The organism is Nitrospinaceae bacterium (genome assembly GCA_018669005.1).
GTDB lineage: Bacteria > UBA8248 > UBA8248 > UBA8248 > UBA8248 > UBA8248.
In genome coordinates this window covers 305967-321465 of record JABJAL010000072.1, presented here as the reverse complement: position 1 = coordinate 321465, position 15499 = coordinate 305967, and the positions used below count along the sequence as shown (strand labels likewise).

Annotated in this window: 14 protein-coding genes, 1 tRNA gene and 1 pseudogene; 4 read left to right on the top strand and 12 right to left on the bottom strand. The window is 52.7% G+C overall.

Features of this window, described 5'->3' with window-relative positions; all coding sequences use genetic code 11:
- Positions 1-135 precede the first annotated feature (135 nt).
- Positions 136-1971, top strand: a complete 1836-nt coding sequence (locus HOJ95_11195; protein MBT6395263.1) for a hypothetical protein — start codon at positions 136-138, stop codon at positions 1969-1971.
- Between the two features lie 41 nt (positions 1972-2012).
- Here the strand turns inward: HOJ95_11195 and HOJ95_11190 are convergent.
- A tRNA-Phe gene (locus HOJ95_11190) sits at positions 2013-2088 on the bottom strand.
- 280 nt (positions 2089-2368) lie between these two features.
- Here HOJ95_11190 and HOJ95_11185 point away from each other — a divergent pair.
- Together HOJ95_11185 and HOJ95_11180 are read left to right on the top strand one after the other, a co-directional pair.
- A pseudogene (locus HOJ95_11185) lies at positions 2369-2827 on the top strand (YtoQ family protein).
- A 60-nt stretch (positions 2828-2887) separates the two neighbouring features.
- Positions 2888-3904, top strand: coding sequence for a hydrogenase expression protein (locus HOJ95_11180; protein ID MBT6395262.1), 1017 nt, complete (start codon positions 2888-2890; stop codon positions 3902-3904).
- 6 nt (positions 3905-3910) lie between these two features.
- Here HOJ95_11180 and HOJ95_11175 read toward each other — a convergent pair whose 3' ends face one another.
- The gene (locus HOJ95_11175; protein MBT6395261.1) at positions 3911-4318 is read right to left on the bottom strand and encodes a VOC family protein; all 408 of its coding nucleotides are present in this window, start codon (positions 4316-4318) and stop codon (positions 3911-3913) included.
- Between the two features lie 193 nt (positions 4319-4511).
- Between HOJ95_11175 and HOJ95_11170 the strand changes: the two genes are divergently transcribed.
- Complete coding sequence (locus HOJ95_11170) at positions 4512-5105, top strand: HAD family hydrolase (protein MBT6395260.1); 594 nt, start codon at positions 4512-4514, stop codon at positions 5103-5105.
- 624 nt (positions 5106-5729) lie between these two features.
- On the opposite strand, the gene HOJ95_11165 is transcribed toward HOJ95_11170, so the two are convergent.
- The 10 genes from HOJ95_11165 to HOJ95_11120 all read right to left on the bottom strand — a co-directional run bounded on the left by HOJ95_11165 (position 5730) and on the right by HOJ95_11120 (position 15370).
- Complete coding sequence (locus HOJ95_11165) at positions 5730-7232, bottom strand: NADH-quinone oxidoreductase subunit N (protein ID MBT6395259.1); 1503 nt, start codon at positions 7230-7232, stop codon at positions 5730-5732.
- A gap of 42 nt (positions 7233-7274) precedes the next feature.
- Positions 7275-8837 (bottom strand): NADH-quinone oxidoreductase subunit M, encoded by a 1563-nt coding sequence (locus tag HOJ95_11160; GenBank protein MBT6395258.1) that lies wholly within the window; start codon positions 8835-8837, stop codon positions 7275-7277.
- 25 nt (positions 8838-8862) lie between these two features.
- Positions 8863-10890: an NADH-quinone oxidoreductase subunit L gene (nuoL, locus tag HOJ95_11155; protein ID MBT6395257.1), complete on the bottom strand. Its 2028-nt coding sequence runs from the start codon at positions 10888-10890 to the stop codon at positions 8863-8865.
- Between the two features lie 7 nt (positions 10891-10897).
- The gene (nuoK, locus tag HOJ95_11150) at positions 10898-11200 is read right to left on the bottom strand and encodes an NADH-quinone oxidoreductase subunit NuoK (GenBank protein ID MBT6395256.1); all 303 of its coding nucleotides are present in this window, start codon (positions 11198-11200) and stop codon (positions 10898-10900) included.
- A 15-nt stretch (positions 11201-11215) separates the two neighbouring features.
- Positions 11216-11728: an NADH-quinone oxidoreductase subunit J gene (locus HOJ95_11145; GenBank protein MBT6395255.1), complete on the bottom strand. Its 513-nt coding sequence runs from the start codon at positions 11726-11728 to the stop codon at positions 11216-11218.
- Positions 11729-11745: 17 nt separating this feature from the next.
- Positions 11746-12711 carry an NADH-quinone oxidoreductase subunit NuoH gene (gene nuoH / locus HOJ95_11140; GenBank protein MBT6395254.1) on the bottom strand — a complete coding sequence of 322 codons (966 nt, stop codon included), beginning with the start codon at positions 12709-12711 and terminating at the stop codon, positions 11746-11748.
- 44 nt (positions 12712-12755) lie between these two features.
- Positions 12756-13853, bottom strand: a complete 1098-nt coding sequence (locus HOJ95_11135; protein MBT6395253.1) for an NADH-quinone oxidoreductase subunit D — start codon at positions 13851-13853, stop codon at positions 12756-12758.
- 107 nt (positions 13854-13960) lie between these two features.
- A complete protein-coding gene (locus HOJ95_11130) occupies positions 13961-14548 on the bottom strand; it encodes an NADH-quinone oxidoreductase subunit C (GenBank protein ID MBT6395252.1) in 588 nt (195 codons plus the stop codon).
- Positions 14549-14558: 10 nt separating this feature from the next.
- Positions 14559-15050 (bottom strand): NADH-quinone oxidoreductase subunit B, encoded by a 492-nt coding sequence (locus tag HOJ95_11125; protein MBT6395251.1) that lies wholly within the window; start codon positions 15048-15050, stop codon positions 14559-14561.
- Positions 15041-15370, bottom strand: coding sequence for an NADH-quinone oxidoreductase subunit A (locus tag HOJ95_11120; GenBank protein MBT6395250.1), 330 nt, complete (start codon positions 15368-15370; stop codon positions 15041-15043). The genes HOJ95_11125 and HOJ95_11120 overlap by 10 nt, the downstream gene beginning before the upstream one ends.
- Between the last annotated feature and the right edge of the window lie 129 nt (positions 15371-15499).

Sequence of the window (15499 nt, the reverse complement as noted above, 5' to 3'; positions counted from 1 at the left end):
GGTTTACCACCACCCAGCGGCTTCCACGCCACCCTTCTCCTGTCCGGGCTCGTTTTTTTATGTAAAGTGCATGTGTGAGGCCACTCTTAGAAAATGGCTGATTTCGACAACCATATAAAATACGGAAGCCCTCCCATGACCTATGATATGAATTTCCTCCTATTTTTTCTCATTTTTTTGGTCATTTTTGTTACCGCTATTATCATTATCTTCAAGCAACTAAGGCAAAAACGTCAGGCTCAAGGGGTCTTCAAGGGCATTGTCGAGGCCTTTAATCCAGGCGGGGCAGAGAACATCACCAAAGAGAAATGGACCCAAAAAATGAGCGCCGCCATCGCTATAGGCGGCACCCCCTACACCATCGCCTACACACCCCGGGCGAAACGGAACAACCAGATAATACCGGCTCATTTCGATCTTTCGCTAAAATGCGCGATAAACGTCGAATTCACGATTAGAGAAGAGGGCGCTTTAGACCGACTCGGGAAAAACATCGGAATCGCCGTGGAAATACAAACAGGGGACACCTCATTTGACAATGCATTTTATATCGAGTCTGAAGACCGTATTTTCATGTCAACCTTCCTTGGGGAGCCTGCTAGACGCGAGGCCATCCGAGCGCTGATGCGCATCGGCTTCGCCGAGATCAACCTCGACGGCGAGGAAATGACCGCCAGTTGGGATGATTTTCAGCCCGGCGATAATTTCAATACCGGGCCCATCGAGGAGGCCGCCGGTCAGCTCACCACACTGTGCGAGGATATCCCCGAAATCTCGATAGACACCCTGAGAAGCTCGGTATCCGCCTCCTCAAGAAACGCCCCACCCTCAAAAATTAGGTACGGCATTCTCTACGGCCTTCCCATCATCTTCACAGTGTTTCTCACGATCTGGAATATGAAAGCAGGCACCGGGGAAACTCCTATCGATTTTTTCCCCTTCATCCTCTACACACTCAGGTACAGCCTGCCGGCGATCATCGTGTACTTTTTCATCGCCCTCAGGGTTCTACGGGCAGGCTCCACGGCACACCTCAGCATGGTCAAGATTCTCTTCGTATCAATAATCATGTTCGGTGTCTCTGGATATCAACTGGGCATGTACCTGAACAGCCACCAGGACACCGGGGAGCCCAAAATCCACACGCTCCAGATTGTTAGCAGGACCGCCTCCTCTTCATCATCAAAGAACTCTCATGCTCCCTACATCCAACTAAAACCTTGGCCCCCGCGCACCGAAACGATCAAAATAGATATCTCCCAGAAAGAATACGCGAGCATCATCGTCGGTCGCACGCTTGCCATCGTCACCACCCGGCCCGGCGCGCTCGGATTCGAGTGGATTGCCTCCTACAAATTCGATGGCCCCTTCCGGACAGCCAGCGCCTCTGGCCTCTCTCCCACCCGGCGCCTCAGGGACGGGGCTAAAAATGGCAAGCTTGAGGAAGTGAAGCGTCTGCTCCTAGAGGGAACAAAAGTCGACGCCAAGAGCCGGGCCGGATTCACCGCCTTGCATCTGGCCGCACAATTTGGCCACGCCGATGTCGTCCGCTTATTGCTCTCAAAGGGAGCCAACATCAATGTGCAAACGAGAAAAGGCTGGTCCCCGCTTCTGCACGCCGTCAACAAACAACACCGCGAGGCGTACGAAGCGCTTCTAGAGGCCGGGGCCGACACCATGCTAAAAAACAGAAACGACTGGACCCCGCTTCAAAAAGCGGCACGAGCCGGAGATGTCTTTGCCATCAATGGGCTACTCGGAAAAGGCGCAGACATCAACGCGCACACCGAAAAAAGACCCACGGCTATTTACTACGCGGCGCTCAAGGGACACACCGAGGCCGTGGAAATTCTGCTGAAAAAAGGCGCGGACGCGAATCTGACGTTCAGCAAATGGACGCCGCTCGGCATCGCCGTAAAGCAGGGGCACACTGAAGCCGCCGCCCTGCTACGAAAAAGCGGGGCCAGATAAAAAAATCCCCGCCCTCAGGTCTGAAGGCGGGGAACAAACCATGGTGCCACGGGACGGAATCGAACCGCCGACACGCGGATTTTCAGTCCGCTGCTCTACCGACTGAGCTACCGTGGCAAATAGCTGATGAACTGGATGTGTATTTCTTACTCCGGCTGCGGCCCCTTCAGTCAACGAATTCCAGGGCATCCAACCGGGCTATCTTCTATACCACGCAAAGGCATCCCGGACAATTAGCACCCGGCCCCAAATCTCTGTTTTTTCAGCCCCCTGCCAAGCCGCAAGGGCTCTGCCTCAGGGGCGCACGTTAGGGTAGAATAGGGGACAATCTATCCATTTTCAGAGCGGCCCCAGAGGGGGCCTCTGGAACAATAATTTTTAAAGGAGCGCACCCAAGATGTCAGAGCAGACATGGAAAGTATATCTCTCGGGCGAGGTTCACACCGACTGGCGCGAGGTCATCAAAAACGGCACCGAAAAAGCCGGGTTGCCCGTTGAGTTCCTCGCACCCGTCACCAACCACGATGCCAGCGATAATTGCGGGGTGGATATTCTCGGGGGCGAGAGCAGCTCGTTCTGGAAAGACCACAAGGGCGCCAGCGTCAACGCCATCCGCACCCGAACCCTCATCGAGAAGGCCGATATTGTCGTTGTCCGCTTCGGGGAGAAATACAAGTAGTGGAATGCCGCCTTCGATGCCGGATACGCCGCCGCCCTGGGCAAGCCCATCATCACGATTCACGACTCGGGCAACGGGCACGCTCTAAAGGAAGTGGATGCAGCGGCAATGGCAGTTGCCGAGCAGCCCGAACAGGTGGTCCGCCTACTCAACTACGCAATCAATGGAACGCTCTAGCCGGGCTCATGCGAGACAACATGCCCGCTATGGATCCTTCCACCAAGGACTTGGCATCTAATGGCCACTAATTCTGCGCCCTTCCCTCCGGGAAAGCTTCCGGCCGATCTTCTCGGCAAGCTTCTCTCCGATGTGGAAGGCCATCCCCGCCTCCTGGTCGGGCCCCGTGTCGGCGAGGATGCCGCCGTCATCGACATGGGTGATCGATGTGTCATCGTCAAATCCGACCCCATTACCTTTGCTGAAAAACGCATCGGCTGGTACGCCGTCCACGTTAATGCAAACGACATCGCCTGTATGGGCGCTCGGCCAGCCTGGTTCCTGGCCACTCTCCTCCTCCCTGAGAGGCAAACCGATGAAAGCATGGTCGCCACAATCTGGCGCGACATTCGCGCCGCCTGCAGTGAGATAGGAGCGACTCTCTGCGGTGGGCACACAGAGATCACCATCGGCCTCTCGCGACCTATCGTCTGCGGTCAGATGCTCGGCGAGGCGCCAAAGGAGAACATCATTCGAGGAGAGGGAGCCCGGGAGGGCGACGCCATTTTGCTCACCCGGGCGGTGCCTGTCGAGGGAGCCGCCATCATGGCCGAGGTAAAAGGAGACGAGCTGGCAAAAAGTCTTGGGCAGGATCTGATTGACCGCGCAAAGGGCTATCTCGACACCCCCGGCCTCAGCGTGGTCCAGCAGGCGCTGGCTGCCGCTGCCACCGGCCATGTACATGCCATGCACGATCCCACCGAGGGCGGGCTCGCCACCGGACTTCATGAGCTGGCAGAAGCAGCCGGGCTGGGAGCCGTGATCGATGAGACGGCCATCCCGCTTTCAAGCGAGGGGGAGGCTATGTGCCTGTCGCTTGGCCTTGATCCGCTCGGGGTGATTACCTCGGGCGCGCTGCTTTTGGCCGCGGCCCCCGAGGGAGAGGCGCATGTGCGCCGGGCACTTGAAGAATCGGGCGCCTTAGGGGTGCGCATCGGCACCCTGCACCCCGAATCAGACGGCATACACCTTCGCGGGAACAAGGGGGAGCGCCCCCTTCCCCGCTATGATTCAGATGAAATCGGAAAGATTTTCTAACCTGCCTCAGGCCTTATAAGTGTCGCCTGAGCGCTCGCTAAGCTCGATGCGGATATCCTCGGGGCCCCTGATAAAAGCCGTCGTGCGCCCTCCCATGCCGCTGGCTCCCGGCTCGCGAATGAACTCCGCTCCCCTCTCTTTGAGCTCGGCGGCGGCGGCATGCACATCGTCAACAGCTAGGGAAAAATGGTCCAGCCCCATAATTGCATCCGGGGCGGCCACGCCAAGCGTCTCCTCGGGGCGAACCCCCCGCAAGAAAAAACGCGCACTACCCAGCTTCATAACAGCGTTCGGCGCCCCGTGAAAATTATCTTCCCGGTATACCTCCTCGGCGCCGAAGACACGCTCGAAATAAGCCGTCATCTTGTCAAAGTCTTTACAAATGATATGAACGTGGTCGAATGAATAGTCCATGATTACTCCTTGTTAATGAAAAGAATATTTTTCGTGTTTTCTTTTTAGGCTTTCTTATTACAGTATACTAAATATTTACGCCTAATAAATTCTTGAGTTCATTCTTGGTGCGCTTGCCTACAGAGCCGTTTCACTGCTAAAAGCGCAAAGCTTGTTTGATATAGGTTCTATTTTATCGAGAAAAGGAAACTACATGTCTTCTGAAGAATGGGGCATTCTACTCGATTTCGACGGCACGCTCACTAAGCCAGCCTTCGATTGGGAAGCCATGAAAAATGAAATGGCGATTGAGGACGGCACGATGATCCTCGAGTACATCGAAACCGCCCCGCCCGAGCGGGCCCGCGAGATCGCGGACATACTAGAGCGCCACGAAACCGAGGTGGCGCACCGAGCCGAACCCAATGAGGGAGCCCATGAACTGGTCGCCTCCTTGCGCGAGATGAACCTGCCAATCGGGATTGTCACCAACAACGCCATGCGTCATGTCGACGTTATGCTCAAACGCATCGAACTTTCATTCGAAACCATCATTACCCGAGATGTTGGCATATGGAAGCCAGACCCGCGCCATGTCATTCTGGGCGCAGAGGCCATCGATGTTCCTCCGAAAAATTGTATCTTCATCGGCGACGGCAAACTCGATATGCTCGCAGCAGGAAAAGCGGGTATGACGACAATTCACCTCACACACCAATCCGGCCCAAAATCCGACTACCGGGTTCCTCGCCTCATTGATGCCATTCCGATAATCCGCACAATCGCTTTCAATAAAATTAGCCCCTAAAACGAAAAGAGGGCACGTCGTTAGACGTGCCCCATATTCGGTAGGTGCCTATCCAGCTCGCGCTGTACAGACTATCCAGGTGGGAAAACAGTGCACTGGCCTCCGGGAATCCCTTAACCAGCCACCGGGAGAATGACTCTTCAAAATTTCAAGAAGAGTCTTTGATGAGCTTTTTTTATTTCTCCTGTTTATCTCGTTGACGATGAAGCTATTAGCCTCAGCCTTCTTATCGTCATCGAAGTGTGTTAATTGACACTCAAATTAAATGCACGTTGCATACCAAAGAATCAATTATATTGTCCACTTTAGTTCAATGTTAAATAAGCATTTAAAAACAATCGATTACAGGTACACATCCAATTATAGAGTGTCTAAAATTTAATTTTCTTTAGGCATATTAATGACGTTATGGTTACGATAAATCGTAGACTAACTAAATTCCCGTGACATTTTGACAATTTTAGGTAAAATACCCCAACCGGATGTGTCACTAATGCAACACACCTGGGACACAATTGCTTTGATCTATCTACAATGTAGGTGAATTTGAAACGGTATTTCGAGGATAACTTCTGAATTTCGTCAAAAATTTGAACTATTATGCCGTCTGGTGGAAAGTATTGCCTAGATTAAACCAGCGACAGAGTTTTTCGCTGCCTCGATAAAGCCGCCCGGGAAAATCCCCAGATACAGCGTCGCCAACACGAGAATTGTCAGCGCAACATAGAGCGAGGGTGCCAAGGAAAACTCCACGGTCGGCTGGCTTTCGCCTCGCGGCTCCATATACATCACCATCACCACGCGGAAATAATAATAGACTGAGACTGCGCTCGATAGGATACCGATGACCGCCAGCCAGTAATACTCGTTCTGAATTGCCACACCGAAAAGAAAAAGCTTCCCGACAAAACCGGCGGTTGGCGGAAGACCGCCCAGCGAGAGAAAGAACACCACGAACGCCATTGCTGCCAAAGGATGAGCTTGGCCAACGCCGCGCCAATCCTCGATATTGTCACCCCGGTAATTATCCCGGCAGATGAAAATGAGCATCCCGAAGGCACCCAGGTTCGTCACCATATAGGCCACCAGGTAGAAAAGAACAGCACTCACACCTTGAGCAGCAAACACCGCCTTGCCACCGACAAACGTTGTTGTCGCAACGATGCCCATCAAGATATATCCGGCATGGGCAATACTCGAATAGGCGAGCATGCGCTTTAAATTCGTCTGAGCTATGGCCGCAATGTTGCCCCAGAGCATGCTGAACACCGCGAGCAGCCAGAGGAGGAGATTCCATTTACCCGCTAGCGCCGGAAACGCGACAAAGAAGATACGCATCACAGCGGCCACCGTTGCCATCTTCACCGCCACCGACATGAATGCCGTGATGGGCGTTGGTGCGCCGGTATAAGCATCAGGGAGCCACATATGGAAAGGAACGAGCGCCAACTTGAAACCGAATCCTGCGACAAACAAAATTAGCGCAAAAATCATTACCGGGTCGGCAGCTATTGCAACTCCCTTTGGCCCTGATAGCGCCTGGGCAATTCCTGCCAGCGATGTACTTCCAGTCAGCCCATAAGACAGTGCAATACCATAGAGAAGCACCCCTGAGGCAAAAGCGCCCATAAGGAAATATTTAAGGCCTGCCTCCCGGCTCAATGGGTCATGCCGCATGAAACTCACCAGCACATAACTGCTGATGCTCATCGTCTCTAAACCGAGATATATCGAAATGAGATCGCTGCCAGAGGCCATAACCAACATACCGAACGCCGCGAAGAGAATCATTCCGTAGTATTCGCCATAGTTTATTTTTTCAACTTTCACATACTGAAGTGAAAGAAGTATCGATATCGCCGTCGTCGCGATAATCACCATCTTCACGAATACACTAAAATTATCAGCTACATAGAACCCGCTAAAAGTGGTTCTAACGCCTTCGCCCCATTGGGAAATCGAAATCATCCCGATGATCAAAACTCCGACGAAGCTTAAAACTCCGATGGCCGCTTTGTTCTCAAGAGGCGTAAAGAGGTCTGAGATCAACACTACGCACAGCAAAATTACCAAACCCACTTCCGGGGCGGCAACAGCCAGTGATATGTCGGGTATCACAATCGGCATCGAAATCAGATCCTATTCAAATTCGAGATTAATAGTTGTTGTTTAATTATTTTTCACCGAAGTTCTAACTCGCTTCGGTAGGGCAGCAGATTTTGTATTTTGCGGCACTGAGGCCACGTTCACCATTTTCACCACCTTCGCCACACTCGCTTCCATCCTTGAGAGGAACGGCTTTGGATATAAGCCAATCCAGAACATCAGCACGATCATCGGAAGCATGTACAAAATTTCACGGCTATTGCAGTCGGTGAGTTTCTGGTTCTCAGGGTTATCCAACGTTCCAAAAAACATCCGCTGGAACAGCCACAGCATGTAAGCCGCTCCAAGTACGATACCGACTACGGCAAATGCCGCATATATATAGCTTGCCTTGAAAGCACCGAGAAGTATCAAGAATTCGCCAACGAATCCGTTCAATCCTGGAAGCCCAATGCTGCTCAGCATCGTTATGGCGAAAATCGTTGAGTAAACTGGCATCTGTTTTGATAAACCGCCAAATTCTGAAATTTCCCGCGTGTGCCGCCGCTCGTACACCATTCCCACCAAGAGGAAGAGCGCCCCGGTGCTGATACCGTGGTTGATCATTTGAAGCTGACCGCCGAGGACCCCTTGCTCGTTGAGAGCGAACACACCCAACATTACGAAACCAAGATGGCTCACCGATGAGTAGGCAACAAGTTTTTTCACATCGGTTTGCGCCATGGCCACCAGCGCACCGTAAATAATCCCGACTATCGATAGCAGCACCATGAACGGGACAAACAACTGGCTCGCCTGTGGCAACACCGGCAACACGAAACGGACAAACCCGTAGGTTCCCATTTTCAGCAAAATACCCGCCAGGATGACACTCCCGGCCGTTGGCGCCTCAACGTGGGCATCTGGCAGCCAAGTATGGAACGGGAACATCGGCACCTTGATTGCGAATCCTATAAAGAAGGCTAGGAAGATCCAGGATTGAAGCGCAATCGGAATTTTCGGGCCCACAGCATATAGCTGGGTCAGGTCGAAAGTCAGGTTTCCGGTGCCATATTTCAGGTTAGCGAAGTAGAGCGCCAGTATACCCAACAGCATGAGCACACTTCCGAACAACGTATAGAGGAAAAATTTGATAGCCGCGTAGAGCTTTCTCGTTCCGCCCCAAATACCGATGAGGAAATACATCGGGACCAATGTGATTTCAAAGAATACGTAGAAAAGGAATATGTCGATCGCCATGAAGGTGCCGAGCATCCCCGTCGCCATCAGCAACAGGCATACGTAATATTCCTTCTCTCGCTCTACGATGGCCGTGAACGAAGAGACTGTAGCCACTATCATCGTTATCGTCGTGAGCAAAATCAGTAGAACACTAATCCCGTCCACAGCAACGAAATAGCTCACCCCGATGGAGGGTATCCAGTTCATTTTTTGTATGAACTGAAACCCTGCCTCCGATGTATCAAATCGGGTCCATAGCGGAATGGATAGCAAGAAGTCCAAACCCGCCACCGCCGTGGCGAAACCTTTAATGGCGCTCGTCTGCTCCTTTTTGAAAAAGAGCATAACAATCACCGCCCCCGTGAGGGGAACGAAAGCGATTAGCGAAAGAAGATAATTCTCCATCGGACTCTCCTGGTTCCTTAAACGCCTAGCGGAACAAGTATGCGCTCAGCATTACGAATATGCCAAGAAGCATCACGAAAAGATAATTTTGCACCATTCCGGATTGAATGAATTTCAACAATTGGGAAACAAAACTTAACAACGACGAAACACCATTCACCGCACCGTCTACCGTCCTTAAGTCGAATGCGGCGGAAACGCGACTCGACACCAAAGTAATCAGGCTACTGCCGTTCACTGCGCCATCAACAACTTTAGCGTCAAACGACCACAACGAATTCATCAGCCTATAGATCGGGTTAACGATGCAAGCCTGATAAATTTCATCAATGTAATATTTATTAAGCAATAATTTATGAAACCCGGAGCAACGCTTAGCGATATTTGTCGGTATAGATGTATTCTTCACATACATTAACCAAGCCAGCGCTATGCCGCCCACCGCAATCAAGATAGCAATTACTATGAGAATGGTGGCTGCTGGTCCGCCATGACCGCCGGTTTCTGAGGCTACTTGTACTAGACGCCCACCCTCATTCATTGCATGCGCGCCGCCAGCACCTTTGGCCAGCGACGGTGCAAGGAAGCGGTGAATCCAGCCACCCTCTGGCGGATAGCCCGGAATAATACCCCCAACAATGCTTAACGCTGCAAGAATCATCAACGGCACCGTCATTGACAACGGCGACTCATGGATATGCTCCCTGGCGTGATGATCCACACGCATTTCGCCGTGGAAAGTCATGAAAATCAGCCGGAACATGTAGAAAGCCGTCATGAAAGCCGCCACCGAACCCATGCCCCAGACAAAATAATTGCCGGTGAAAAAGGCATTGGCCAGGATTTCATCTTTACTCCAAAAACCCGCCAATGGCGGCACACCGGCGATAGCCACCGCGCCGATAACGAATGTCCAGTAGGTAATGGGCATCTTTGATTTCAGGCCGCCCATGTAGCGCATGTCCTGCTGCTGGTCCACAGGTGCATGATGCAGCGCATGGATTACGCTGCCACTTCCCAAAAAGAGTAGCCCTTTAAAGAAGGCATGCGTCATCAGATGGAAAACACCTACCGCAAACGCTCCCACGCCAAGTGCCATGAACATGAAGCCTAGCTGGCTCACGGTGCTGTATGCGAGAACTCGTTTGATATCGTTTTGAACCAATCCAATTGAAGCCGCGAAAAGCGCTGTTAGCGCGCCAACGATGGCGATAACCTCAAGCGCCCCCGGGCCCATCACATAAATCGGGCTCGTTCGTGCCACCATGTAAACGCCCGCCGTCACCATCGTCGCGGCATGGATCAACGCGCTGACCGGAGTCGGGCCTTCCATCGCATCGGGTAGCCAGACATAGAGCGGAATCTGCGCGCTTTTACCGCAGGCCCCGATAAACAACAACAGACCAATGGCCGTCGCGCCAGCCGTCGTGATGCCCGGTGCCGCATGAAAAACTTCTGTGTAAGTCATGCTTCCGGTCAGCACCCAAATCATGAAGATGCCGAGCAGGAAGCCTGCGTCGCCAATACGGTTAACGATAAATGCTTTTTTACCCGCATCCGAGGCCGATTTTTTCTCGTACCAAAACCCGATCAACAGATAACTACAAAGACCAACGCCCTCCCAGCCGACAAACATGAGCAGATAATTGTTGCCAAGCACCAGAAGGAACATCGAGAGCATGAACAGGTTGAGATAGGTGAAGAAACGCGGATAACCCGGATCGCCGTGCAGATAACCTACCGAATAAACATGGACCAAGAATCCTACGCCTGAGACCACGAGCAGCATGATCGTGCTCAACGGGTCGATCAGGAATGCCACCGACACAGAGAATTTGCCCGCCTGAATCCAGTTCCAAAGGTGGACCGTATGGGTGCCACCTTTTCCGAAAATCATCTCATAGGCGATGCCAAGGACGACGGCAAAAGAGAGGCCAATCATCAGCGCAGCAATATGGCCCGCCTTGTCCTTCGTGTGCGAGAAGCCGAAGAAACCATTGATCACGACACCCAGCGCCGGGAACAACGGAATAAGCCATGCCAGTTCGATCATGCGTTACCTACCACTTCAAAAGGTTAACTTCGTCAACGTTCAGAATCGATCTATCCCGGTTCAATGAAATCAGTATTGCCAGCCCTACAGCCGCCTCGGCCGCCGCAACGGTGATGACAAAAATAGCGAACACCTGCCCCGCCATGTCGCCCCATTGGCGCGCAAAGGCGACAAAGGTGATGTTCACGGCGTTCAGCATCAACTCGATGCTCATCAATATGATGATGGCGTTTCGCCGCATCAAGACGCCGGCAGCGCCAATGACAAACATAATCGCGCCCAACGCTAAATAATGTGAAAGAGGAACCATCTAAAACCCCTCCGGCTACCGGTCGATTGTTCGTTTTGCCAGTACGATGGCGCCGACCATGGCCGCCAGCAGCAAAACTGAAGCCACTTCGAACGGAAACAGGTACTTCGTATAAAGAATAGCGCCGAGTGCCTCAACGTTACCCGGCGTCGAGCCCATGGCCCAGGCAAATCCCTTGTAACCCGGATACGCATCGCCCCGAGCCAGAACCACCCAAACCTCCACCGCCAAAATTACAGTGATGAGAACCACGAAAAAGGTCTGGCGTTGAAATTGTCTAAGACGTACAGAGACATCCACGTTCATCAACATGATGGAGAACAGATACAGCACCATAATGCCGCCGGCGTACAAAAGAATCTGCACCACCGCCAAAAACTCCGCCCCGGCCAGAACAAACACCCCGGACAGAAATAAGAACGTCAGCACCAACAGCAGGGCTGCATGAATTACGTTCGAGCGCGTCACCATCAGGAGCGAGGCTCCGATGATTCCGGCCGAGAATAGATAAAAGAAAGGCAGTTCCAAGATCAGCGCCTCACGCGTTAGATAAACAACAACTTAAGTAAACCGGTCACGAATATATTCAATATAGCGAGCGGGAACATGAACTTCCAGCCCACCCGCATCAATTGATCGTAGCGGTAACGGGGCAGCGTTGCCCGAATCCAGATAAACACAAAAATCAGAACTGCCATCTTCAACAGATACCAAACGATTCCCGGCAGCGGTATCGCATCGATGCCGCCCCAGCCGCCAAAGAAAACAGAGATGCAAACGGTGGAGATAGCCATAATGCTGGCATATTCAGCCAGGAAGAAGAAGGCAAACTTCATTCCGCTGTACTCGGTATGGAAGCCAGCCACCAGTTCGGTCTCGGCCTCGGGCAAGTCGAAGGGAACGCGGTTCGTCTCGGCCAGCGCCGCAATGAAGAATACGATAAACGCGACGGGCTGATAAAAAACGAACCACACATCCGCCTGCGCCTCGACGATATTTTGAAAATTGAGCGACCCCGCCAGCATGAGCGGCCCGACGAGGGAGAAACCCAGAAAAATTTCGTAGCTCAACATCTGAGCGGCGCTCCTGAATGCACCGAGCAAGCTGTATTTACTGTTCGATGCCCAACCAGCCATGACGATGCCGAACACACCCAGCGAGCTTACGGCCAGAACAAGAAACAGCCCGACGTTGACCTGGGTGATGTAGAAATTCTTATCAAACGGGAGCACCGAGTAAACTACGAACGCCGGCGCCAACACCATGATTGGCGCAATGACAAACACAATCTTATCCGCTTTTGCGGGAATGATGTCTTCTTTTAAAAAGAGTTTGAGGCCGTCGGCAATGGGCTGAAGAAGGCCGTGCCAGCCAACCCGCATCGGGCCCAGGCGCATCTGAATATGCCCGATAATTTTGCGCTCAAGGTAGGTCAAATAGGCCACCACGAGCGAAATCACACCGAGAACCATTGCAATCTTCAAAAACGCCGCAATCAATTCAGGTATCATACCGGTTCAAAATCCTTTATGCCGGAGCCTGGGGGCTCCTTAAACTAGCGGTCGCACTCGCCCAGGACGATATCGATGCTGCCGATAATCGCCACGACATCCGCCAGAAGCTCGCCCATGCACAGTTTTTTCAAACCGGCGAGGTTGATGAATGAGGGCGGCCGGATTTTCACCCGGTAGGGCGTCTCCGAGCCGTCACTCACGATATAAAATCCAAACTCCCCCTTGGGGTTTTCAATGCTGTGATAAATTTCGCCCTCTGGCGGCTTGATTGTCCGCGGTGTTTTACAACTCACCGGGCCACCGGGGAGCATGTCGAGACACTGGTCGATGATGTGTGCGCTCTGGCGCATTTCCACGAGGCGAACCAGATAGCGATCATAGACATCGCCGTTCTCACCAACAGGAATCGTGAAGTCCACGTAGGGGTACGCGGCATAGGGTTTGGCCCGGCGAAGGTCCCACTTCACACCCGAGGCCCTCAGAATTGGGCCTGTCATGGCGTAGTCCAAGGCGTCCTCGGCCGATATAACGCCCACTCCCCGCGTCCGCTGAAGCCAGATGCGATTTTCAGTCAGCAGGGTTTCATAGTCATCCACCCGGCTCGGAAAGAGATCGACAAATTTTCTGGCCTCGACAAGAAACTCAGGCGGCACATCCTGGTGCAGACCACCTAGCCGGAAGGCATTTACCGTCAAGCGCGCGCCAAAAGCCATCTCAAACAAATCGAGAACCATCTCCCTTTCCCGAAATGCCCACAGGAACACTGTCATCGCGCCGATATCTAGCGCATGGGTGGCAAGCCAAAGAAGGTGGCTGGCGATTCGTGACAGCTCGCCCACCATGGTTCGGAGGAACAAGGCACGCTCAGGTATTTCCCAATCAAAGAAAGACTCAACCGCCTGGACCCAGGCCAGGTTGCTTGAGGGCGCAGCGATATAGTCGAGCCTATCGGTATAGGGGATGAACATCGTATAGGTGATGTTCTCGCCAATTTTCTCTGTGCCTCGGTGAAGATAGCCGATATCGCTATCGACATCCGTGACCGTCTCACCGTCGAGCTTGAGGATGACTCGAAGCACCCCGTGTGTACTGGGATGCTGCGGTCCCATATTGATGACAAGCTCCTCGGTGCCCGGCACCGTGGTAATACGCTCAATCCGAGATGAGGATTCGACTCCACCAACCATCAAAAATCTCCTGAATCAAATCAAAATAACCGGGCGCCTCAACCTAGACGCCAGATGCGTTATTCTCCGATTTCCTTGCGCTTGGGCTTTTCGTACACCCGTTCTCCCAAACCCTCAAGAGGATAATCCTTACGGAAAGGATGGCTCCCCCAGTCCTCGGGCATAAAAATGCGGCGGGGATCGGGATGGTCTTTGAACTTGACGCCGAACAAATCGTACACCTCGCGCTCCATCCAGTTCGCGCTCGACCACACGCCCGAAACCGTGGGCACCTCCTGAGACTCTTTCACCATCACCTTGAGGCGAAGCAACCGAGAGTGATCCACACTCACCAACTGGTAGACAACCTGAAAAGTATTTTCATCATCAGGGTAATGCGCAGCGGTCAAATCAGTCAGAATCTTGAAGCTTGAGGCCGGGTGATCGCGCAAATAGGTCGCAACTTTCACCAGCGCGTCATCCGCAAGAACAAAAGTGACTTCATCCTCACGGTCCTCGTATGCCGTCTGCTCGAGAATCGCGCCAGGGTACTCCGCATCCACCAGCTCCCTCAACGCCTTTCCGGGAGGCGTTTTCGGGGCCTCCGGCGCTTCGGTCTCTGGGGAACTACCCCCACTCGCTTCCTCGTTCACTACTTCATCAGCCATTGTCGGGAGTCTACGCCGCTGAAATGCTCTTGCGGACGAACCTTTCCTGTTCAATTTTCTTTTGAAGCTGCATCACACCCCACATCAGCGATTCCGGGCGAGGGGGGCATCCAGGTACATACACATCAACGGGGATGATTTCGTCCACCCCCTGCACCACAGCATAGTTAGAATACGGACCACCGCAGGTCGAGCAATTGCCCATTGCTATCACCCAGCGGGGCTCAGGCATCTGGTTATAAACCTTCACAATCGCGTCGGCCATCTTATGAGTAACCGTGCCGGCAATGATGATTACGTCCGACTGACGCGGGGTGGCCCGAAAGATTACGCCGAAGCGGTCAAAGTCATATCGCGCGGCACCTGAGGCCATCATTTCAATAGCGCAACAGGCCAGCCCGAATGTCATTGGCCAGAGCGAACTTTTCCGAGCCCAAGCCACCAAAGAGTCGAATCTTGTGGTCAGAAAATTATCGCCGAGCTTTCCATCGATTAAGCCCATTCCAGCGCTCCCTTCCGCCAGGCATAAAAATAGCCAACAAGCAGAATCACGATAAACAACATCATCTCAACAAATCCAAACAGACCCAAGGCATCGTATTTCACCGCCCAGGGAAAGAGGAACATAGCCTCCACATCAAAGAGGAGGAAAAGGATACCAAGCAGATAAAAACGAATGGAAAACCGCTCGTGCGCTTCCATGAGCGGCGGCATTCCGCACTCATAGGGCGAGAGCTTTTCGGGGTCGGGCTTATTGGGCCGAACGATCAGGGCAACTAGAAGCGTCCCACCGGCGAACCCAAGGGACACCAGCACAAACATGAACAATGGGACATAGCCATTAATGACACTGTAGTCGCCAAAAAACGCAGATAGAAATTCCTGCAAACCGTCCCTCACTTAGTTTAAAAAGGGCCTTGGGGGCTCCGGATAACTGTTCACATCTTATCG

Coding starts and splice junctions, on each gene's coding strand:
- HOJ95_11160 (MBT6395258.1), bottom strand. CDS start 8,837: ATGGAGAATTATCTTCTTTCGCTAATCGCTTTCGTTCCCCTCACGGGG.
- HOJ95_11195 (MBT6395263.1), top strand. CDS start 136: ATGACCTATGATATGAATTTCCTCCTATTTTTTCTCATTTTTTTGGTC.
- HOJ95_11130 (MBT6395252.1), bottom strand. CDS start 14,548: ATGGCTGATGAAGTAGTGAACGAGGAAGCGAGTGGGGGTAGTTCCCCA.
- HOJ95_11175 (MBT6395261.1), bottom strand. CDS start 4,318: ATGGACTATTCATTCGACCACGTTCATATCATTTGTAAAGACTTTGAC.
- HOJ95_11120 (MBT6395250.1), bottom strand. CDS start 15,370: ATGTTTGTGCTGGTGTCCCTTGGGTTCGCCGGTGGGACGCTTCTAGTT.
- nuoK (MBT6395256.1), bottom strand. CDS start 11,200: ATGGTTCCTCTTTCACATTATTTAGCGTTGGGCGCGATTATGTTTGTC.
- nuoL (MBT6395257.1), bottom strand. CDS start 10,890: ATGATCGAACTGGCATGGCTTATTCCGTTGTTCCCGGCGCTGGGTGTC.
- nuoH (MBT6395254.1), bottom strand. CDS start 12,711: ATGATACCTGAATTGATTGCGGCGTTTTTGAAGATTGCAATGGTTCTC.
- HOJ95_11165 (MBT6395259.1), bottom strand. CDS start 7,232: ATGCCGATTGTGATACCCGACATATCACTGGCTGTTGCCGCCCCGGAA.
- HOJ95_11170 (MBT6395260.1), top strand. CDS start 4,512: ATGTCTTCTGAAGAATGGGGCATTCTACTCGATTTCGACGGCACGCTC.
- HOJ95_11125 (MBT6395251.1), bottom strand. CDS start 15,050: ATGGGCTTAATCGATGGAAAGCTCGGCGATAATTTTCTGACCACAAGA.
- HOJ95_11180 (MBT6395262.1), top strand. CDS start 2,888: ATGGCCACTAATTCTGCGCCCTTCCCTCCGGGAAAGCTTCCGGCCGAT.